The 20,642-nt window shown below is 53.3% G+C and carries 17 protein-coding genes; 7 read left to right on the forward strand and 10 right to left on the reverse strand.

Going from position 1 to position 20,642, the window contains the following annotated elements; genetic code table 11:
* From Q371_RS15545 to Q371_RS15585, 7 genes are all read left to right on the forward strand, one after another.
* The coding region (locus tag Q371_RS15545) for a transposase (RefSeq protein WP_034341962.1) at window positions 1-313 on the forward strand (313 nt) is incomplete at its 5' end.
* 154 nt (window positions 314-467) lie between these two features.
* Window positions 468-1,358: a 3'-5' exonuclease gene (locus Q371_RS25865; RefSeq protein WP_051964553.1), complete on the forward strand. Its 891-nt coding sequence runs from the start codon at window positions 468-470 to the stop codon at window positions 1,356-1,358.
* A gap of 894 nt (window positions 1,359-2,252) precedes the next feature.
* On the forward strand, window positions 2,253-3,593 hold the full coding sequence (locus tag Q371_RS15560; RefSeq protein WP_034341964.1) for a replication initiator protein A: 1,341 nt from the start codon (window positions 2,253-2,255) through the stop codon (window positions 3,591-3,593).
* Between the two features lie 117 nt (window positions 3,594-3,710).
* Window positions 3,711-4,712 (forward strand): AAA family ATPase, encoded by a 1,002-nt coding sequence (locus Q371_RS15565; protein WP_084571465.1) that lies wholly within the window; start codon window positions 3,711-3,713, stop codon window positions 4,710-4,712.
* Window positions 4,705-5,607, forward strand: coding sequence for a ParB/RepB/Spo0J family partition protein (locus tag Q371_RS15570; RefSeq protein WP_034341966.1), 903 nt, complete (start codon window positions 4,705-4,707; stop codon window positions 5,605-5,607). The genes Q371_RS15565 and Q371_RS15570 overlap by 8 nt, the downstream gene beginning before the upstream one ends.
* Window positions 5,608-6,726: 1,119 nt before the next feature.
* A complete protein-coding gene (locus Q371_RS15580) occupies window positions 6,727-8,079 on the forward strand; it encodes a replication initiator protein A (protein WP_169743869.1) in 1,353 nt (450 codons plus the stop codon).
* 406 nt (window positions 8,080-8,485) lie between these two features.
* Window positions 8,486-10,363, forward strand: coding sequence for an alpha/beta fold hydrolase (locus Q371_RS15585; protein WP_051964555.1), 1,878 nt, complete (start codon window positions 8,486-8,488; stop codon window positions 10,361-10,363).
* A 46-nt stretch (window positions 10,364-10,409) separates the two neighbouring features.
* On the opposite strand, the gene Q371_RS15590 is transcribed toward Q371_RS15585, so the two are convergent.
* The 10 genes from Q371_RS15590 to Q371_RS15635 form a co-directional block, all read right to left on the reverse strand.
* A complete protein-coding gene (locus Q371_RS15590) occupies window positions 10,410-10,721 on the reverse strand; it encodes a hypothetical protein (RefSeq protein ID WP_034341969.1) in 312 nt (103 codons plus the stop codon).
* 20 nt (window positions 10,722-10,741) lie between these two features.
* Window positions 10,742-11,029, reverse strand: a complete 288-nt coding sequence (locus Q371_RS15595) for a hypothetical protein (RefSeq protein ID WP_034341970.1) — start codon at window positions 11,027-11,029, stop codon at window positions 10,742-10,744.
* Between the two features lie 64 nt (window positions 11,030-11,093).
* Window positions 11,094-14,030, reverse strand: coding sequence for an AfsR/SARP family transcriptional regulator (locus Q371_RS15600; RefSeq protein ID WP_034341971.1), 2,937 nt, complete (start codon window positions 14,028-14,030; stop codon window positions 11,094-11,096).
* 226 nt (window positions 14,031-14,256) lie between these two features.
* Entirely contained in the window at window positions 14,257-14,616 is a 360-nt protein-coding gene (locus Q371_RS25870; RefSeq protein WP_051964556.1) for a transposase, read from the reverse strand.
* A 313-nt stretch (window positions 14,617-14,929) separates the two neighbouring features.
* On the reverse strand, window positions 14,930-15,829 hold the full coding sequence (locus tag Q371_RS15610) for an AraC family transcriptional regulator (RefSeq protein ID WP_169743870.1): 900 nt from the start codon (window positions 15,827-15,829) through the stop codon (window positions 14,930-14,932).
* A 38-nt stretch (window positions 15,830-15,867) separates the two neighbouring features.
* Window positions 15,868-16,725, reverse strand: coding sequence for an SMP-30/gluconolactonase/LRE family protein (locus tag Q371_RS15615; RefSeq protein ID WP_051964558.1), 858 nt, complete (start codon window positions 16,723-16,725; stop codon window positions 15,868-15,870).
* Window positions 16,726-17,152: 427 nt separating this feature from the next.
* On the reverse strand, window positions 17,153-17,860 hold the full coding sequence (locus tag Q371_RS27915; RefSeq protein ID WP_245618360.1) for a hypothetical protein: 708 nt from the start codon (window positions 17,858-17,860) through the stop codon (window positions 17,153-17,155).
* A gap of 319 nt (window positions 17,861-18,179) precedes the next feature.
* Window positions 18,180-18,935 carry a sugar phosphate isomerase/epimerase family protein gene (locus tag Q371_RS15625; RefSeq protein WP_034341972.1) on the reverse strand — a complete coding sequence of 252 codons (756 nt, stop codon included), beginning with the start codon at window positions 18,933-18,935 and terminating at the stop codon, window positions 18,180-18,182.
* 20 nt (window positions 18,936-18,955) lie between these two features.
* Complete coding sequence (locus Q371_RS15630; protein WP_034341973.1) at window positions 18,956-20,065, reverse strand: Gfo/Idh/MocA family protein; 1,110 nt, start codon at window positions 20,063-20,065, stop codon at window positions 18,956-18,958.
* Between the two features lie 170 nt (window positions 20,066-20,235).
* Complete coding sequence (locus Q371_RS15635) at window positions 20,236-20,490, reverse strand: hypothetical protein (protein WP_157442744.1); 255 nt, start codon at window positions 20,488-20,490, stop codon at window positions 20,236-20,238.
* Between the last annotated feature and the right edge of the window lie 152 nt (window positions 20,491-20,642).

The raw sequence follows: 20,642 nt of genomic DNA on the forward strand, positions 1-20,642 counted from the left end.
GGAACTGGGCAAGCAGGGTAAAAAGGCTTTGTTGCTGGTGTGGGACAACGCCAGTTGGCATATCAGCAAACAGGTCATCTTCTGGATCAAGCAGTACAACCGTGAGGCAAAAGCATCAGGTGGAGTGCGGATTTTGAGTGGTTTGCTGCCGAAAAGAAGCCCCTGGCTGAATCCCATCGAACCGAAATGGCTACATGGCAAACGGGCGGTGATACCTGCTCAGGGCTTGCTTTCGGCGAAGGAATTGGAGTCTCGGGTCTGCGCTTATTATGCGTGTCCAAAATTGGAGCCCCTTGCACAACCTCTTTCGTGATCATGCACAAAGTTCTTGTAGGTCTCTGGCAATTCTTTCATGCAGTCCTCCTGACTCTGGTTATAGATGCATTGCAACACCAAAACAGGTTCAAACCCTGCAATCCTGAAACTTTTGCAACTGCCTTCTGGAGCACAAGGTGTTAGAAAAGGGCATGAAAAGGCCCCTCCCCCACTACCGTCACATCAATCAGGTGCCAGAAGGCATGGTCACCCGTCTTCAATTGTCCCGAGAGGGACTACAAACCGCTGGTGCACCAGTGGCCACCCTCAGCCATGGAGGCAAAAACCGCCAGAGGACAGAGCTTTTCTGGAAAAGCGATGCCATCCCAAAACGCAAACCCTCCGATCAGGAAATGCACATCTGGAAGGCCGAACAGGAACGCCAGCACTTGCAAGACCAGCACATGACCGAAAATGAGCGTCTTGAATGGTGCAGCAGAGCCTTGCATGACCTCCTGCAATGGTCCAGCATTCCTCCTGCCCAGTGGGTCACCCTGGACACCGAAACCACCGACCTGATGGGTGAAGCCATCAGCATCGGTGTGGTCTCTGGCACAGGAGATGTGCTGCTTGACCAACTTGTCAAACCGCAAACAGCCATCTCAGATGAGGCATTTCGGGTGCATGGCATCTCAGAAGCCTCACTTCAAGAACAGCCCAACTTCGCAGAAGTCATGCCAGAGTTGCAAGCCGTTCTTCAAGGCAAAACCATTTTCGCCTTCAACGCAGATTTTGATCGAAGCACCCTGATTCGCAGTGCCAGACGCTCTGGCTTTGAGCATCCAGAGGGCTTGTTTCCTGCTTCTGCATGGCATTGTCTGATGGTGGTCAGCTCTGCCCTGTTTGGAGAGGCACACCAGAAAAAAAGGCATGGGCAGGATTTCCAATACCTGTCTTTGCAGAAAGCACGACAGAAGGTGGCCTCAGCTCTGGGAGAACAGGCCTTGCCTTACAGGGCACACAGCAGTCTCGGGGATGCTCAGGCCACCCATGAACTGGCATTGTGGTTGTTCAAATATGCAGACAGCCACCGCCAAATCTGATTTGAAAAACCATCATCCTGAACGATGAATTTTCAAGGAATAACGTTATTCCGAACCCACAAAAACCCCACAAAGAAAAACTGGGACTGGGTCTCTGCTCCTGAAATGGATCAAGAAAATGGGAGCACAAAGGTCACGACTAACCTGTACCTTTTTGAAAATCCATGCCAGAGAACGAGGGCTTTTCTCTGGACATGCATCGAATTGAAGCCAGAAGTCACACCATCCAAGGAAAAAAGGGGCTGAACACCAGAAAATTTAAAAAACATCCTCCAGATCTAAGTTTCTGAGCACAGGAGCTTGCTTTTCTTTGACAAACTACCTGAATGAGAAAAAGACCATGGCGAGATCACATATACATAAGGTCACGACTAACCTGTACCTTTTGGAGTCAAATTTGGTCTTTGAGCAGCTCAGAAAGGAAGCAGAAAACCAGCGATCAAATCAAGAAAAACAACGTTTCGAACAGCATTTTGCAAAAAAGTCAACGAAGGATCATTTTCCAGCACCAAACACACGACCAACCTGTACCAAAATCAAAAAAACATTGTCCCAGAAAAGGTACAAGTTGGGTCACGACTAACCTGTACCATTTTGGGTCAAAAGTCACGACTAACCTGTACCATTTTGATTTTTTGGGTCACGACTAACCTGTACCTTTTGACACGACCACCTGTACCTTTTTGACCGTGGAACAGACGCAGCACACGACTAACCTGTACCTTTTTTGGCCAAAAGTCACGACTAACCTGTACCATTTTGGGTCAAAAGTCACGACTAACCTGTACCATTTCCTCAAAAAAAGCCGTCTAGCACACAACGGTCGCCGGCCCTAGAAGAAGATCTTCTTAAGTATTTATCTTTTTATCTTTTGTTCTTATAAAATCTTCTTCAATGGCAAAGCTTCCTGAAAAACCCAGCCACACCCTCGATGAGCTGAACATCTCCCGCCTGGGTCTGATCAGTGCCCAGAGGCAGGTCAGCAGTGACTTCAAAAGCTGGGAAACCACCTACCTGCTGGACGACCAGCCTGTGAAGGTGGTGTGCAAGAGCAGCGAAGTGGTGCCCCATGGGGTGGACACCGAGGTGTACCTCGGGATCCTCAAGAGTTTCGTTTCTGCTGGATCGCCCGGAGATGGCAAGGTGATTGTGACCCCCAGAGAGCTTCTGATGGCCTCTGGCATGCCTGGAAACTCCAGGGCCTATCAGGTGCTCAGGCAGAGCCTCAGCAGGCTGTTTGCGGCCACCTACACCGTTGACAGGGCATGGCGGGACCACCGGGACCAGCGCTGGATGACCGTGCACTTCCGGCACCTGAACACGCTGGCTTACACCAAAAACGCCGAACACCACCTGGACAGTGCCAGTTTGATTGAAATCACCCTGCCTACCGAAGTGGTCAAAAGCATCAACGATGGATACCTGAACCCCCTCAATGATCAGGTGCTCAAAGAGCTCAAACAGCCTTCTGCCACAGCCCTGTACCGCACGCTTGAGGCCATGCGCCGGGATCCGGTCACTCTGGAGGTTAGGGAGCACCAGTTGGAGATCAACGTGGTGGCTTGGGGGGCCATGCTGCACTTCAGCGACACCGATCCCAAGCTGATCCGGCGGTCTCTGGAAAGCCCACACAAGGAACTCCTGAACACTGGTTACCTGAAAAACGCTGAATACCGGGGCAGAGGACAGAAACAGGTGATTTGCTACGCCTTCCCTCAGGAAGAACCCGAGGTGCTCACCCCTGAAAGCCAGAATTTGCTGCAAGCCCTGATGGCGCGTGGCCTCACTGCAGGCAGTGCCAGAGGTTTCCTGAAAACCCATCCAGCCCAACTTGCGGATGCTCTGGAGGTGTTTGACCGTCTGAAAGCCAGTGGTTATCCCATGCGCTCTCCTGGAGGCTTGCTGGCCAGCATCATCGAACAACCAGAACGTTACCCAAACCATGCCCCCGATGAAAAGCCAGTGTCTGAGAAATCAAATTCCAAAGCCAAAGTGGTGCAGGCCACCCTTGATCTGCCTGAGTTTTCTCTGGAGGAAAAAATCCGGGCGATCCGCATGCTGCTGAAATCCGATCTGAATCTGGTGGAGATGGATGTGCTCACCGACCTGATGAAGGCAGGGAAACTGGACCCCCAGAACCTTCAGGATCAACTGGCTCAGGCGGTGATGAACAAAAACCGGATGGGCTTTGTAGGTCAACTCAAAGCAGATTTGCTGCGCCTGACAGGGAAGTGAGGGTGTGAGACACGTCGTCTCTCAGAGCAGTAAAACAGATGCGTGTCTGGGGCGATAAAAAACACCATGCCTGTTTTGTCCCTTGAAAGTCAGGTTTAAACCTGACATCATGCTTTCATGACTGAAAATTCCATGCAAGCTGTGATGCGACAACTGGCCGACATCCGGTCCAGAAGGGACATCACCCTGCTCACCGTGTCCAAGCGCATTGGGGTGCGTTCGAAACAGAGCGTGCTGGACCTGGAAAACAGCGAAAACCCCACCATCCGCAGTGTGCTCAAATATGCCGAAGCGCTCGGGGTGGGCATTGAACTGAACATCAACCGCTGCCATGTGCTTCCGGTGTTCAACCACGCTGGAGGGGTGGGCAAATCCACCACCACCCGCGACATCGGATACGCTCTGGCCGAGCTTTTCAACTTTCGGGTGCTCCTGATCGACGCTGACAGTCAAGCCAACCTGACAGAGATGTTTGGCCTGAACCCAGCCCAGATTCCGCTGGACCGCACCATCAACCACATCTGGGAGAGCGAAGAACTGTCCTTCCCAGAACCCATGAAAATCACCGAACGCCTCCATCTGGTGCCCAGCCAGCTGGAAATCAGCGGACTGGAACTGAGCATTCCCACAGTGATCAACGGACAGAATTTGCTTTCCAGTGCACTAAAAACCGTACGGGATCAGTATGATTTTGTGCTGATCGACTGCCCCCCTTCGGTGGGTCAGGTGACCATGAGCTGCCTGCTCTCTGGGGATGCCATGATCGTGCCCACTCCCCCCAAAGAAAAAACCATGGGTGGGCTTCCGAGGGTGTTCAAGGTGCTCAACATCTGCAAAAAGAGCAACCCCAATTACCGGATTGCTCTTTTTGTGACCACCCGTTTTGTGCGCAACGTGCATTCCACCGACGAAGGGTACTATCAGGAAATCGCGCCTGTGTTGCAAAAATACGGCCCGGTTTCACAGCCCATTGGGGAAAGAACCCTTTTCGAGGATGCATGGCAAAACCGCAAGAGCATCTTGCAGCACCGTCCTGACAGCGAGGCAGCCCGTGAAGTGATTGGGGTCACCGAGGAGTTGCTGGCCAGCCTGAATGTGCAGGTGAACGTCAATGAGTAAAAAACCGGTGGGAGGCGCTTCCAGTCTGGCCCGCTTGCTGAATGTCTCTCTGGAGCAGGAAGACACCCGCGTGGTGCAAAACTTGAACCTCTCGGACATCCATCCCGATCCAGAGCAGGTGCGGCGTTTTTTCGATCCCCTGACCCTGCAAAGCCTTGCCGACAGCATCCGCAAAGTGGGGGTGCAAAATCCCATTCAGGTGCAACCTCGCCCAGAGGGGGGCCACTGGATTGTCACTGGCGAACGGCGTTACCGGGCATCTCTGCTGGCCGGAAAGGAAACCATCCCAGCAGTGGTGCTGCCCCAGCAAAGCCCAGAGCAACTGGCCTTGCTTCAGATGATCGAAAATGCCCAGAGGGAGGACCTCGATCCTTACACCCAGACGGTGGCTGTGGTGGGCATTCTGTCTTTGACCTTCAAGCAGGCAGAACCAGAACTGGTGCGCTGGCTCGGGGCCATTGGCCGAGATGGCAGCGAGACGGCCTTGCAAGATCGGGAGAAAGTCGAGGAGGTCCTGAAAGCTTTGCATCCGGGCCTGACCTTCCTGAGCTTCGTGAAAAACCGCTTGCCTTTGCTGCAACTTCCTGAGGATCTGAGAACCGTCCTGCAGCAGGGAAAACTGGAATACACCAAAGCCAGAATCCTCCAGCAAGTGAAAAACGACCGGGAACGCAGCAAATTGCTGACCGAAGCTCTGGAGCACCAATGGAGCTTGCAAGAACTCAAAACCCAGGTCAGGGTTTTGCTTGACAAGCAGAAACCAGAGAAAACCTCCTCCGGGCTGTCCATGATGCTGCGGGGCAAGGAAGCCCGCAAGTTCCAGAAACTCAGCCCGGAAAAGAAAGCTCTGGTCGAAGCCAAGTGGCAAGAAATTCAGGAGTTGCTTCAAGGATAAGCTTGTTTTTGCTGTGTGAAATGAAATTTTCAGTCAAGGCGACCTCTGGGTCGCTTTTTTTGATGGTGTTGCTTGTTTTGCACATCACACCCATCAACAGCATCGCGCTCTAAAAACGCCATTAAAGCCCCCTGATGCACTTTACCCTAGGAAGTGTGCGTATTGGCTTGTGAAGGTGCCTCAGAATTGATTTTAGAGAATTCTGGGGGCATTGGTGGCTTCCATGGAGGTCTCTGGATCATGCGGTTTGATGTGAATGTTCAAAATGAAGGGGATTTCGGTTGGACCCCCCAACAACAAAATTGTAACGAAAAATGATTCGGTTCCTCGAAAGGCGGCCTTTTTTGAAGGGGTCCCATTTTTTGCAAGTTCGCCCTGATTGATGATTCTTTTTATAGATGTTTTTTAAATAAATAATTGATTGATAAAAAATCATCATCAGGGCATGTGTGCAGGACAGCTATTTTACCGGTAAAACCACAGGTTTCCCGATACTTTTGGGGGTAAAAACCACAGGTTTCCCGTGCTTTTTTTCCAAAAAACCACAGGTTTCCCGTGGGTGGGGGTCTGTCTTTACCACAGGTTTCCCGATACTTTTGGGGGCAAAAACCACAGGTTTCCCGTGTCCATCCTGTTCAAAAACCACAGGTTTCCCGATGCTTTTGGGGGTAAAAACCACAGGTTTCCCGATACCTCGATTTGCAGGCTTTTTTAAGGCTCTGGACCGATGAAAATGGGTAAAAACCACAGGTTTCCCGTGTCGGAAAAACCACAGGTTTCCCGATACCTTCCAGAAAACCACAGGTTTCCCGTGTCATTTCTTCAAACATGAATTGCCTGAATAGCGTCCAGTAAATGTGTTTTTGAGAAAACCACAGGTTTCCCGATACCCTTGTGCATCAAAAGTCAAAAATCACAAACCCTGCGATGTGCACGGGATTTTACAGTTTTGTTGCTTTTCTGAAGAACATGAGGACATCAACAGGGTTTTTGTTATGTTTTAAGTGTATTATAATATATAGAATACGAAAATAACATTTCATTTTGGGAGGATCTGTACAAAAACCACAGGTTTCCCGATACTGTTTATTTCTCTGGACGGAACATAGAATGGTGGACATGGCTGGAAAGAAAAGGCAGGGCGAAGAGGCCCAGATCAGGCGCTACCATGAGCTCAATGTGGCAAGGCAAAACCTGATCGCCATCCAGCGACAAATTCCAGAGGGTTACAGTTCATGGTCGTACCACGGCATCAGTGGAGAGCAAGAATTTAAGATTTCCTGCTCTGGAAAGCCTGATCTTGGTGTACCACATGGATTGGACAGTGATGTGTATGCGGCCATTTTGTCCCTGTATATGAAACAGGGCAGCGAAGACAGCAAAGTCAGTTGCAGTGCCTATGAACTGCTCAAAGAAGCCAACATTGACCCTTCTGGCAAAGGTTATGCTGCTTTGCAACGTTCTCTGGAACGGCTTTACAGCTCCCAGTATGAAATCAAAAGTGCATGGCGCGACCACACCAGCAAAAAATGGATGTCGGTGACCTTCCAGCACATTGTCCGGATGGCCCAGACCCAGAGTGAACTGGAAAACCTCACTGCTGCCAGCCAACTGGAGATCACCCTCCCAGAGGAGATCGTCAACAGCATTCGTGCTGGGTACATCTTCCCAACCAGTGGTCGTGTGCTCAGTCAGTTGGATCAACCCAACAGTCGGGCCCTGTACCGCACTCTGGAGGCCAACCGTCGGGATGCTCTGGATCCCCTCAGGCAGGTCAATGAACTGCATTTCAACCTGTTTGACTGGGCCAGAATCCTCAAACTGGCGGTCACCGATGATGCTTACCGCATCCGGCGCAGTCTGGAACGCAGCCACGAAGATTTGGTGCGGGTCGGTTATTTGCGTGAGGTTCAATACTCTGGACGTGCCGACAACCAGCAGGTTTCCTACGTTTTTGAAACGGGTTATGAACGCATTCCAGACCCAGATCTCTTGCAACTGCTCCATGAAAAAAGGGTGGCCCGCACGAAAGCCCTGGAACTGGTGCAAAATTTTCCAGAGCGCATCCACACCGCTCTGGTGCAACTCGATGTTTTGCTTTCTACAGGCTATAAGCCACGCAGCAAAACCGGTTTGCTCATTGACATCATTGAGCATCCAGAGCGGTATCAGGCGCAATTGGCACAGAGCGCTGAACTGGTCCAGAGCATCGACGGCCCTGAAAAAGAGAAACCTGTTGCAAAGCCTGTGGCTCTGGAGGTTGCTCCAGACGATTCTTTTGAGCAGTTGAGTTTGGACCAGAAAGCCCAGCGTCTGGTGAAAACCGCTGAATTCCGTTACAGGCTCTCTCTGATTGAAAAAGACATTTTGCACAGCATGGTCATGGACGGCACCATCAATGCGGATGAGGTGTTTCCCAAAGTGGCTTACAGCCTCAATGATTTTGACATCCGCACTTTGCTGAGCAGTTGAAAAGCGCCAGTTCCATTCAAGGAATAACGTTATTCCTTGGGAAACTTGTTTGTGGAACGGCTTTTGAATTGTTGATGGGATCTGGCCAAGAGACCATTCGAGTGGATGAATCAGCAGTTTTTTCTTTGACAGGTCTGGGATCGACTTGAATGTTGCTGTAATGGTTGAGGGTGGATTTGCAATGGGTGTCAAGATTTTTCAGGACAACCCATGACTTAAAAAAGCATGTGGCATTCAGATCTCTGGGTTGGATGTCAAAACGGAGAGGTGAGGCCAATACATCTTCATCTTTTTATTACATTCCGATTACAATACTTATGTATTTTGTATCCATTTGATGTAAGATGTTTGCGGTTTTCACAACCACAATCTCATTTTTTTGGGAAAACACCAAGGAGAAGTCTTCATGAAAAAACTGGTGAAGTACAGTGCACTCTCTCTTCCCCTGATGGCTCTGGTGTCTTGCGCCACCACACCCACCCCGGATCCTTTGTTGCCCTACAAGAACCAGAATTTGACCTGGTATTCATGTGATCCTACGGTGGTTCCTTATCCTGTGCTGGTCACAGGATCCAAAGGAAGGGCAGAGTGTGCCGATGTCAAGGTGCCTCTGGATTACAACAACCCTGCTGCAGGGAGTGGAACTGTAGCGGTGTTGCGCTACAAAGCAGGGAAACCTGCCGAACGCAAAGGGGCCATCTTCTTCAACCCGGGTGGACCTGGAGGAGACGGTCTCTACCTGGGTGCCCTGTTTGGTTACCTGTGGTCCAATGGCAACCCCAACACCAATGTTGGGGGCAAACTGAAAAAAATGTCGGATGTTTATGACATGGTGGGGTTCTCACCCCGTGGAACAGGCTCCAGTTTCCACACCACCTGTGGGACCAATGAAGTACTGAGCTTCACTGCTTATCCCTCAGAAGACCGTTCTGCAGGCAACCTTGCAGGAATGGAACGCAATGCCAAAATTCTGGCCAGTGCTTGCACCAAAGCACCAACCAATGCCTACATCAACACCGATTACACCGCCAGAGACATGGACCTGATCCGTGGACTCATGAAAGACCAGAAGCTCAATTACATCGGTTACTCTTATGGCACCTGGTTGGGCTCTTGGTACACCAAGCTGTTCCCCGAGCGGGCAGGCAAAATTTTGCTGGACAGCAACACGGCCCTTGACCGTGCTCTGGAAGAGACCTTCAGCATGCAACCCATGAGCTTTGAGCGCCACTTCAGAGACGTGGTTCTGGGTTATGCTGCCCGTCACAATGATGTCTATGGTCTGGGCACCACCAAGGAAGAGGCCTATGCCAAGTACAAAGCCCTTCCTGCAGGTCTGAAAAATGCCCTCAACAGCACTGGCATGATCAGCAGCATGTATTCTGGTGATGGCATTGTGCAGATTCCTGTGGGATTGGTCGCCGCTCTGGGCGTTCATGGCCTCATCAAGCAGGGTCTGGAAGGTTCTGAAATTCTGGAGGCCATTGGAAGCCAGAGTTTCCTGAAAGATCCCATTCTGAACGCCATGGCCATGCAGGCCGCTTATGACCTGACCTCATCTTATTTGGATTACCAGGCGAAAAAGCCGTACAGCTCAGAGTTTGATTCTTCCAGTGCAGTGTTCACTGCCGTGCGCTGTGGAGACAATGCCCCCATGTACAACAGCTATCAGAAGTATGTGGATGCATCCAGCAAAGAAGCGGTGGATTACCCCCTGATTGGCGGAGATGCCACAGCAGACTGCTTCTTCTATGGGCACAAACGCCCCACCATGCCCACCACACCCAGTGCGCAGAAGATGCCTCCCATCATGATGTTGCAAAGTGAGTACGATCCCCCCACGGCCCGTGAAGGTGCACTGAGTGGATTCAAATCCTTGCCGAATGCACGCATGGTGTTTGTGGACAACGATGCCACCCACGGCCTGTTCCCTTACGGAACCGAGTGTGTGGACCTTCCAGTGCTGAATTACTTCCTGGAGGGCACCCTGCCAGCCAAAAACTTCAATGTGTGTGAGGCCAAACCTTTGCCTGCTCTGGTGTCTCCTCTGGACTTCGAGACGGAACTGGTGCCTGCAGAAAACCAGACCTTCGAAGTGGGTCAGAATTACGATGAAAACAGCCCTGTTCCCAGCAGTGTGGGCAAACAGAACCTGGCCTATCCTTTGAGCGTGTACACCCAGCCTGATCAGGCAGCAGACATCCTCAAAGAAATTCGCAAGATTCTGAAAGAAAGCGCCCTGCCTGTGGGAAATGGCAGAACCCAGACCCAACTGAACAAATAACCCTCACTTCAAAAAGGACCCCACTGCATTTGTGTGGGGTCCTTTTTCATTTCTGGCTGGCGTCTTGCACCCAGTGCCCGAGGGCTTCAAGGCTGGCCCGGACCACAGTCCCTGCGCTCTGGTTCATCAAATGGCTCAGGTCACTGAGGGCTGCGAGGTGCACCAGAGGGTACTCTTGTTGATGGTATCCCTGTTCAATGGCATGCAGATGGGCCAGCGACTGCTCTTTGATGTGCTCACTCCAGCTGGAGGTGTAGGGATGGTTTTCGATGTAGGGGCGGATGGTGCCCAGTTGCTGATTGAGGGCCGAAAGGTAATGGGTCCACAGTTCAGGATGGGTGGCTCTGCTGGATGACAAAGGGGATCACCTGTGCTTTCTCAGGCATCCTGATCGGGCCAGGGCCAGTGGGGAGGCCAGTCCAGTTGGGCCTGCAATTCGGGTTGTGTGTTGGAAGGCTTGGTGGGCCAGGGCCAGTGGGGAGGCCAGCGCTGCTCGGAAGCCAGTGGGGAATCTGTGGCGATGCCATTGGGCCAGTCTCCATGGGGAGGCCAGGGTTTGAGTTCGTCTGCGGCACCAGCGGTGGTGGTTTCAGAAAGGGTGTGCTGGGCAGGCAGGGCAACGAGCATCAGGGCAAAAGCCAGTGAGATTCCAAGCAGCTTTTTCATGTGTTCCTCCGTGCTTCACAGTTTGCCTGAAGGGGTGGGAATGATCTGGGAATGTTTCGGGTTCTCAGGCTTTCACACCCATGTTCTGCACCCACCGGACCACATTCGGGTCCAGATCCTCGAAAAGCTCCTGTTCCATCACGTTGCGGTAGTGTTCAAAAGCCTGCTGCACGGCAGGCAGGCCACCAATCTGATGGGAGGCTTCCAGCACCCCGAGATAAGCCCCCTGATGGTACGGGTCGATTTTCAGGATGCGTTTGTACACAGACATCGCTTCCAGAGGTTGTTGTTGCTTGAGGGAGGCCAGTTGCAAGGCAATGTGGATGGTTTTCTCCCGTTGTTCTTCCCTCAGGACGTTGATCCACTCTGCCTCCAGATCCGGCATGAAGTCTCCACGGTACAGGTCAAGGGCTTCCTGAAGGTGCTCTGGGGTGGGGTGGAGGGTGGCTTGCTGGAGCACCTGAAGGTCGATGTGCACTGCAAACTGACTGGAGAGCCGGTAAACGTTGCCCTCAAATGGTACGGGGTTGTCCACCTCGGGGAAAGCCTGCTGCAAATCGGAGCGCAAACGGCGCACCGCCACCCGGAAGTAATCGTAGTTTTTTTCTTCACCAGAGCCTTCCCACAGGGCATCCACAATGCTGTCTCGGGTGGAGGGGCCATGGATGGTCAACCACAGCAACACCTCGATGCTGCGTGAAAGGGAGATCCGTACACCCTGACCGGACCTCTGGGCCGAGAATCCCCCAAGGGTGCACAGATTCAGGGTGGGCAGGGTCTGGGCAGTGGGAACTGCAGGGGTGGCAGGTTTGGTGGTTTGCAGCAGGTGGGCGTCCAGTTGCAGCACCTGAGCAGAACCCTGTTCCTGCACAGCCCGGTCCAACAGGTGTTGGGTGTGGGTGCTGTCCAGTTTGAGACGCCTTTCGGTTTCCAGCAGCAAAGCCAGAGCGCGGGTGTGGTACTGCCGCTCTGGGGGTTGTTCCAGAACCTGCTGCAGCAAGGTGTGGGCCTGCTGGTCTTGCTGGTTTTGCAGGGCGAGCACTGCATCAAAGAAGGTCTGGTAATGGGTGTACAGGGGCACTGCTGCCCCGAGCTGATGTACCTCTTGCAGGGTTCTCTGGAATCTGGGAAAGTCTTTCTGGCGCAGCAGAACATCACACATGCGGTACTGGATCTGCGCACAGAACAACCGCAGATCGATGCTCTCGGCTTGCTTCAGGGCTTCTTCCAGCAAATTGAGGGCGGTCTCGGGCTGGCCGGCCCAGTCTGCGAGGGTGGCCTGACATTCGGTGATTTGCGGCAAATACACACTGTCTTCTTCAAGGGCAAGCCTGCGGATGGTTTGCAGGTGGGCGTGTGCAGCATCAAAATGCCCGGAGAGGCCTTCCATCTCTGCGAGCATCAGGCGTAAGGGAATGGTCTGGTTGGGCAGACCCAGACCATCGAACAGATGCACAGCCCGGACCAAGACTTTTTGTTGTTCGCTGTAACGTTGCTGGGCAAACAGCAGGTATTGCTGCATGGTCAGGGCCTGCCCGAGTTCTTGCGGGTTGCCCAGTTTCTCTGCATGTTCCAGCAGGGCCTGCACTTCAGGTTCGGCATCCTGATAACGACCAAGGGCCAGCAGGGCAGAGGCCACTTGCCAAGACAGGGGAGGGCACATGGTTCCTTCTTGCAGGTGTTCTTTGCCTTCAAGGGCCAGCAGAAGTTGCTGCTCAGGGTCCCCTTGTCTGCCTGTGGCAGAAGCGAGGTGGGCGTATCCTTCAGGACTGAGGGTTCCCGTCTGCCTCTGGGTTTCCAGCATCTGACCCCCCTGTTTGATCGCTCCGGTCTGGATCAGGCTGTGGGCCAGCAAGGTGGTCAGGGAGGGGGTGCGTTCAGGGTCAGGCAGTTTTTCCAGCAATTCACGCAACCTGCGGAAGTCCCGTTGCTGAACCAGTTGAGGCAGGAGGGTGCCCAGCAAGCGCAGGGCTTCGGAGAACTGCTGGGCTTGCAGGTAAGCGTGGTAAGCCTGCTGGGTTTCCCCTTGCTTTTCCAGCAAAACAGCTGCCTGCTCACTGAGGTGTTGCAAGCGCTCTGGACGGCGTTGCAATTCACGGGTCAGGTGTTCCAGCAGCAACTGGTGGGGCTTGTACTGCTGGTTGCCCATGGGGGTGAGGGGCAAGCCAGCATGCAGAACCTGTTCCAGCCAGTCGGGGGGCAAGGAAATGTTCAGTTGCCAGACCAGATCTTCGCTCCAGAGGCGCACCACTGCCATTTCGCAAAGGTGCTGTCGGATGGGTGCAGGCAATTTGCCTACGGCTTCTTTCACCAGATCGCTCGGGTGATAATGGCGGGTGGCTCCTGCTGCATACAGAGCGATCCCTGCAGGCCATCCCTCCAGAGAGTGGTGCACCTGCTGCTGGGTGCCTTTGAGACCCCTCAAAAGCAAAAAAGAAGCGGTTTCCTCTGGATGAAAAGCCAGATCGCGGGTGTCCAGCACCAGAGCTGTTCCGTCGGCAAGTTGCCTTGCCAGACGCAGCTTCTCGGGGCCGTAAGCACAGAGCAAAACCCGGTGGCCCTCTCCAAGGTGGTTGATGAAAGCATGCAACCACGACAGGGTTTCTTCGCCCATCAGGTCCACTTCGTCGAACACGAAGTCGCAGTTGAGGTTGAGTTCGGAAAGCGTCGAGGCCAGTCTTCGTGCAGTGGGGGTGGCGGGTTGATGGACCTCAAACCGCACAGAAGGTTCTGCTCCAGCATGGCTGCATGCCATCTCCAGCAAGCTCTGGCTGAGTGAGGTGGGGTCCAACTGGTCTTCTTTGCAACTGATCCAGATCACCGGTCTGGAGGTGGACCGGGCATACTGGGCCAGCAAGGTGGATTTCCCGTAACCCGAGGGGGCAAGCAGGGCCACCACCGTCATGTGCAGGGTTTCGCTGAGCCGGTGAATCAGGTGGGGTCGGGCCAGTTCAAAGCGCAGGGGGCGCGGAATCAGGTGATCGGACGGTCTACCGGTCATGGGGGTCCCTTTCACATCAATGGGGTGTCTTGAGGGTTCAAGCAAAGTGTGGCGATTTTATCCCATCAGCATGATCATTCGGTTTGCAGAAAGGCATCAGGGAAATCCTTTAGCCTCCATGACAACCTGCATTTCTGGATGGTTTCAACAGGACGGAAACCCAAAACGAACCCGAGGAATAACGTTATTCCTCGGGAATTCAATGTCTCAGATGTGGTTTTGTTGTTCAGTTTTCTGCGGACATCAACAGGGGACGTTTGCGTGTGCCGTGTTTGATGGCCCTCTGGCGTGCCCCTTCCTGCAAACGCAGGGTCCAGAGCCGCTGTTCCGTAGGGGTACAACTCCTGAGGAACACCTGTAAGACTGGGTCCAACAGGCCTTCTTGCTGCCATTTCTGGTACCTGTTCCATGCGGTGCGGTAGGTGATCCCAAAGTCTTCGGGAAGGTCATGCCACGGCATGGCGGTGCTCAGCACATGCAAGATGGCTTCAAACACCCGGCGGTCCCGGACGGCCACTCTGGGTACGGCCAGCAAAATGGTGTCCCATTGATCATCGGTCAGCCAGTAAATTTCAGGTGCAGACATCCAACCTCCAGCTTGCACCAGTTTACCCCTGTTTTTCCAACAAAAGTCTGACGCAGGGTAGGGTCAACGCAAAGTCTGACTGTTGGCAGGTCACTTGAAAAAGCGTTCAGCTTTCAGCAAAAAACCCACCTTGAAGCTTCTGCAAACAGCAAAACAAAAAGACACAAACGGAAAACCACTCAGACTTTCCGTTCAAAAGGCAGCAAGAAAACTTTCCTTCTGGCTGACGGCTCTCTGTGTTTGCATTGCCCGACAGCGATTTTGCGCTTATTCCATGGACCGGCTCACAAAACAAGGGGTTCAAAGGATCACTTCAGGCCTGCTGGTTGCGGTACTGCTGCGGGGCCACCCCATGTTGTCTTTTGAATGCCCGACTGAAAGACGCTTCAGAGGTGTAACCCACCTGATGGGCCACCTGATACACCGTGATGTCTTTGCGGTGCAGCAACCGGGCAGCCAGATGCATGCGCCAGAGGGTCAGGTAGGCCAGTGGCGGTTCTCCCACCGTCTCTGCAAAACGGCGTGCAAAAGCCGCTCTGGACAGACCTGCCACCTCTGCAAGCCCTTCCACCGTCCAGGCGTGATTGGGCTGACCATGCATGCTGAGGAGGGCTCTGGACATCTGTGGATCGCTGGCCCCCATCCACCATCCGGGTTGCTGGGCCTGCTGCATCAGGTGACGAAGCAGGTAAATCAAAACAGCGTCCAGCAAGTGACGGATCAACACGTCGCTTCCAGAGCCCCCTTGGGCACTTTCCAGCAGAAACAGTTGTACAGCCAGATCCAGAGAAGGATGATCCTTTCTTTCAGAAGCAGACAGAAATACCACTTCAGGGAGGCCTTTCACCAGATGCCTGCCCAATTGCACGTCGGGCTGAAACTGGCTGCACACCAGTGTGCAAACGGGCAGATCAGGCTCTGGAGGAGGACGCAAAGCAAATTCTTCCAGAGACACCACTGGACGGTCTGGCAGATCAGACAACTGGTGCGTGCTGCCCCTTGTGACCAGCAGAAGGTCACCTTCCTGAAGGTGCAGGTCTGGGAGACCGTGCATCCTGACCCAGCATTCGCCTTGCTGGATCAGGTGCAACACCAGTGTGGGACTGGCTGGAATCTGCATTCCCCAAGGGGCATTCATGCTGCTGCGGGACAGCAACATGCCGTGGTTTTCGAGGGTGCGCACCCAGTCGGTCAACACATCCACATGGGTCATGGGGTTCATTTTAACCACCCTCTGGCAAAGCCGCCAGATCAATCCAGATCTTGAAACAGGATGCGGTTTTCCATCAGCACCGGGACCAGAAGCCGGTTTCTTTTGCTGTCCCAACCGAGGTCTGCTGGCGATGAGATGTTGCTGGCCACCACAGAAGCCTCACCTTTGGGGTTCACTTTGAAGACAGACTGGGTGTTCCACACCGACACCAGCACATCTTTGCCCACCTGAACCAGTCCATCCATGCCTGCAGCGGTCAGGTTGACCCATGGAACAGGAACCCCGTTTTTCAGTTCGTACAGGGAGACTGCGCCCATGGGGGCCACCAGCAAACGCCCATCGGGTTGAACCAGAAGCCCATTGGGCAAACCCAACTCTGGACCCTGAGCCAAAACCTTGACCTGATCTTTGCCTGAGATCTGGTAAATGGCGGCGGTTCCAGAGGGACTGAAATCTGGCAGGATGCCTGTGTCTGACACGTACACGTTGCCTTTTGCATCTGTGGCCACATCATTGAGGAAAGTGCTCTTGATGTTCACATCGCGCAGGTGCGCTCCGGTTTTGCGGTCAAAAAGACGCACTGCGTCCAGATCGGCAACGTAAAGCACATTGCCAGCAAAAGCCATGCCTTTGGGGGCATGCAAAATCACGCCGTTGGTGTTGCCTGCAATCCAGTGGTCGTTCAGGATTTTGCCCTCTGGAGACACCACAGCCACAAAACCATTGTTGTCACGGGCAAAAGAATCACCGTTGATGTTGGAAACCAGATACACGTCCTGCTGGGCGTCGTACAGCACCGATTCGGGATTCTGAAAACCCGCAATGCTCAAACTGGCAGCCTGAGACAGACCCGAGAACGACAGCACCGCAGACACACACCACATCCATTTTTTCATGTTCACTCCTGAAAACACCGAAACACGACAGCCAAACCTGTGAAATGCACAGGGTCTGCCAGAGAAGGATTTTTGCTGCACAAACCCTCCTCTGGAAGCCAGAGGTTGCTGAATCAGCAGGGTTTGTGATGCAAATCAAAGGAAAGCCGATGAAAGCCTGTCAATGCTTTCTTCAGCACAGGTCTTTCATGACTGCCATTCTAAAAGGCTGACTCTGGACTGTCCATGCTTCAAACGCCTGTTTTCTTTGCAGAACGTCTCAGGTGCCTGCAGCATGTCCAGCAGTCAACCCCAAAATGCCTGCCTTAAATGGAAAGGCAGGCATTCAACAGGAGGGGTTTGGTGAACCATTCAGGATCGTGCTCAGGGAAATTTTGCAGGTGTTTGCTTGGGCTTGTGGTCCCAGATGGAGATCAGATTTTGGGGATCAGACTTTGAGTTCTGTGCCGAGGGCTTTGAGCTTGTAGCGGGCCAGAGCAAGGTTGGCACGGTCTTTTTGCAGCACGAGGTACAAAAAGAGGGTCTGTCCGGGCACCAGATAGATGATGTGGTACTGGCTGTCCAGGGTGATCAGGATGTCTTCGATGCCACCTGAGATGCCAAGGGACTTCATGGTGCGCATTTTGGCTTTGACCACGTCGGTGTTGCCTGCTGCAGCGAGTTCGAGGTTGACGCCACTCCCCCCTGAGCCGAGCATCATGCCGCTGTTGTAATCCACGAGTGCTGCGGCACTGGCACCATCAATGTCACTGAGGGCGGTCTGGATGGTTTCTCGGATGTTGGACATGCTGGAGACCTCTCTTTCTGAATGTGTGGGATTGGTTTCAGGAGTGGTGCTCAAAGCTGGAGGAGGTGTCAATGTGCTTGTGGGTTGCACTGGCTCTAGAGGTGTGGGTGCGGCAGAAATTTGGTGGTTTGAAGTGTCCAGCACAGTGCGTTTGAGTCCTGCGGATGCAGGCTCTGAGGGTGCAGGTGGAGGCAGCGGAGTGGTCAAGGGAATGCCCGCCGGTTCAGAAATATGCATGAGGGTGCGCAAGGAATCGTTGCGATGAGGCCGCTCCATTTGGGGGGCCACAGGGTCGTCCTGGGAAGCACTGGACTCATCTTTGGGTTTGGTGCGTTTGAAAAACAGCATGTTTCTCCTCCTTTCGGGAAAGCTGGAACAACAAACCGTCAGAAGACACGCAAACAGAAAAGCTTGCATCAGGAGCAGACGTCTGTCGTGAGGATCCTTGCATGTTTTGAAGGGCACAACAAAACGTGGAGATGGATTGGGATGGAACTGTAACAATTATAACCATTGGTGGTTTGGAATCGATGGTCAAACGTACTTGGCTTTTCTAAGGGAAAACCTTTATTGACACCATGATCCATGCTGAAAGAACCACCATCGCTTGCTGGGTTCAACAGAGGGCTCTAGGGTAGGCCCAGTGGTAGACCCAAAAGGCTCCAAACTACCCTTCAACCACCCCGAGCTGTTGCAGGTTCTGCAGGCTGATCGCAATGGAATCCATGGGATCGCGTCGGCTCAAATCCTGCTCCACCACCAGATGCTTGACGCCCACCTGTTCTGCGACCTGCAAGATGGCCGGGATGTCCAGAATGCCTTCTCCGACTTCAGCAAAGAACTGCTCGTCACCAGCTTCCATGTCTTTGAGGTGAAGCACCGGACAGCGGTCTTGCAGTTTGGCCAGAAAAGCCTGTGGGTTTTCACCCCCTCTGGCCACCCAGTACACATCCAGTTCCATTTGCACCAGTGCAGGGTCGGTGTGTTCCAGCAACAGGTCCAGAGCATACACCCCATCAAATTTCACGAATTCCCAGTCGTGGTTGTGGTACAGGAATTGCACCCCGCGCTCATGGCACCGCTGCCCAATCTGGTTGAAAACCTCTGCCATCTCCAGCACATGTGCTTTGCTCTCGAAACGGCAAGACAGGGTCACATACCGGGCATGCATCTCTTGCAGGTAATCGGTGATGCTGTCCAGATCGTGCTGGAGTTGTTCCAGTCCAGCATGTGCCCCCATGGTTTTCAGCCCGAGGTGGTCCAGATGGGCTTTCATCTCTGCCAGTGAAATGCCCTCTGGTGGAGGACCCAGTTCAAGGCTCTGGTAGCCGATTTCAGCCACACGGGTCAGGGAGCCCAGAAAGTCTTTGCTGAGGTGGTCGCGGATGGTGTAGGGCTGCAAAGCAACAGGAAAACGTTTCATGGGGACTCCTTTGTGTGGTTTCAATCGTCCAAGCGGCCATGTTTCAGACCCAGAGAAAGCGGAGAGGGACGCAGGTGAAAAGGGGAGAGGCGGACCTGTTTTCCCTCTCTGGCCGATTCGAAGATGCCGAGGGTGATGTCCAGCACATGCCGGGCAAATTCCCCACTGGCCCGATGCTGTCGTCCAGAGCGCAGGGCAACGGCCATGTCTGCAAGGCCCACCCCTCGACTGTTTTCAGTGAAACCATGCGAGAAAGGGAGGTCATGTGTCCGACCATCGGGTTGAAGAAGCTGGATGGGACCAGAAAACATGTTCGGATCAGGAACCACCAGCACCCCCTCGGTGCCGTAAATTTCCATCCTCGGGCGGTAACCGAAGCTTTCTTTGGCCACCTGCACACTGGCAATGGTGCCTTGCTCAAACTCAAGGGTGGCGGTGGCATGTTGTGGGGCTTCGATGGGCACTGTGCGCTGAAAGTGGGCAGAATGGGGGTTTTCCACTTTCAGGGTTTGCCGGGTCTGTCCCACCATTCCACTGACCCTCTGCACGGGTCCCAGCAAATGCACCAATCCAGAGAAAAAGTAGGGGGCCATGTCAAAAAGGGGATCCCAGCCGCACTGGAAGAAACTGTTGAAATTCGGGTGCAGCCCATCAAAAGCATTGCCCATCAGCACCTGACCGTGGGCCGCATAAGGGGTGCCAATCCAGCCATCCTCAATGATTTTGCGACAGGTTTGCAGCCCGGCACCAAAAAAGGTGTCGGGGGCACAGCCTACACGCAGTCCCTTTTCCTGGGCCAGAGCAAGCACCTGATCGGCATCCTTTCGGGTGAGTGCAAAGGGTTTTTCGGTGTAAACGTGTTTTCCAGCTTGCAGGATTTGCAGGTTGATGGCTGCATGCACGGCAGGAGAAGTCAGATTCAGCACCATTTCGATGTCAGGATCTGCCAGCAAAGCCTCAGGGGTGCAGGCTCTGGGGATGTGGTGTTCTGCGGCTTTGCGTTTTGCGGCTTCCAGAGACAGGTCACTGACCGCCACCACTTCGGTGATGCCAAACATGGAGGTCAGGTTTTGCAGGTAAATGCTGCTGATGGCTCCACAGCCAATGACGCCCACGGGGGTTTTGTGCATGTGTGGCTCCTTGGGTTGGGGTTTTTCACAGTCTGCAGGTTTTGTCGAAAGGATTCAACAGTGAAAGTAGACAAATGCTCATGCCCAGTTTTCCACTTCTTCAAATCCTTTCTGCACAACAAAAAACCCCTGAAAGCCTTTGCCTGATTTGGTCTTGGGATGCTCCAGCATCAAAACCGGGCGTTGCCTCCGGGAGCATGCTCTTCAAAGCCAGCAATCATGTCCCGCAACACCTGATGCACATTCGCGTCTGGACAGTGCTGTGAGAGGCGACGGTACAGTTCGGTGAGCAGGTGGGTGACTTCTCTGGCGGCCTGTTCCACGCCGTGTGTGTCATCTTCCAGAATGTGTTTGGCCAATTTGCGGGCCACCATGCTTTCAAATCGATTGACTTCATTGGTGCCCATAGAGGGTGGGTCGGTCATGTTCCTCCGGGTTTAACCCAATGGACAGCACCAGATCTGTTGCATTGGTTACTGGATCTTTTACATGTCTAGGACATCAAATCTGGCTTGCTGGGGTGTGGGATTGTGCACAGTGAGCACTTTGCTTTTCGCTTACAATTTGTGACCTGTCT

This window comes from Deinococcus misasensis DSM 22328, assembly GCF_000745915.1.
Lineage (GTDB): Bacteria > Deinococcota > Deinococci > Deinococcales > Deinococcaceae > Deinococcus_C > Deinococcus_C misasensis.

Coding starts and splice junctions, on each gene's coding strand:
- Q371_RS15565 (WP_084571465.1), top strand. CDS start 3,711: ATGACTGAAAATTCCATGCAAGCTGTGATGCGACAACTGGCCGACATC.
- Q371_RS15635 (WP_157442744.1), bottom strand. CDS start 20,490: ATGACCGACCCACCCTCTATGGGCACCAATGAAGTCAATCGATTTGAA.
- Q371_RS15585 (WP_051964555.1), top strand. CDS start 8,486: ATGAAAAAACTGGTGAAGTACAGTGCACTCTCTCTTCCCCTGATGGCT.
- Q371_RS15560 (WP_034341964.1), top strand. CDS start 2,253: ATGGCAAAGCTTCCTGAAAAACCCAGCCACACCCTCGATGAGCTGAAC.
- Q371_RS15570 (WP_034341966.1), top strand. CDS start 4,705: ATGAGTAAAAAACCGGTGGGAGGCGCTTCCAGTCTGGCCCGCTTGCTG.
- Q371_RS25865 (WP_051964553.1), top strand. CDS start 468: ATGAAAAGGCCCCTCCCCCACTACCGTCACATCAATCAGGTGCCAGAA.
- Q371_RS25870 (WP_051964556.1), bottom strand. CDS start 14,616: ATGTCTGCACCTGAAATTTACTGGCTGACCGATGATCAATGGGACACC.
- Q371_RS15610 (WP_169743870.1), bottom strand. CDS start 15,829: ATGACCCATGTGGATGTGTTGACCGACTGGGTGCGCACCCTCGAAAAC.
- Q371_RS15580 (WP_169743869.1), top strand. CDS start 6,727: ATGGCTGGAAAGAAAAGGCAGGGCGAAGAGGCCCAGATCAGGCGCTAC.
- Q371_RS15625 (WP_034341972.1), bottom strand. CDS start 18,935: ATGAAACGTTTTCCTGTTGCTTTGCAGCCCTACACCATCCGCGACCAC.
- Q371_RS15600 (WP_034341971.1), bottom strand. CDS start 14,030: ATGACCGGTAGACCGTCCGATCACCTGATTCCGCGCCCCCTGCGCTTT.
- Q371_RS27915 (WP_245618360.1), bottom strand. CDS start 17,860: ATGCTGTTTTTCAAACGCACCAAACCCAAAGATGAGTCCAGTGCTTCC.
- Q371_RS15615 (WP_051964558.1), bottom strand. CDS start 16,725: ATGAAAAAATGGATGTGGTGTGTGTCTGCGGTGCTGTCGTTCTCGGGT.
- Q371_RS15595 (WP_034341970.1), bottom strand. CDS start 11,029: ATGAAAAAGCTGCTTGGAATCTCACTGGCTTTTGCCCTGATGCTCGTT.
- Q371_RS15630 (WP_034341973.1), bottom strand. CDS start 20,065: ATGCACAAAACCCCCGTGGGCGTCATTGGCTGTGGAGCCATCAGCAGC.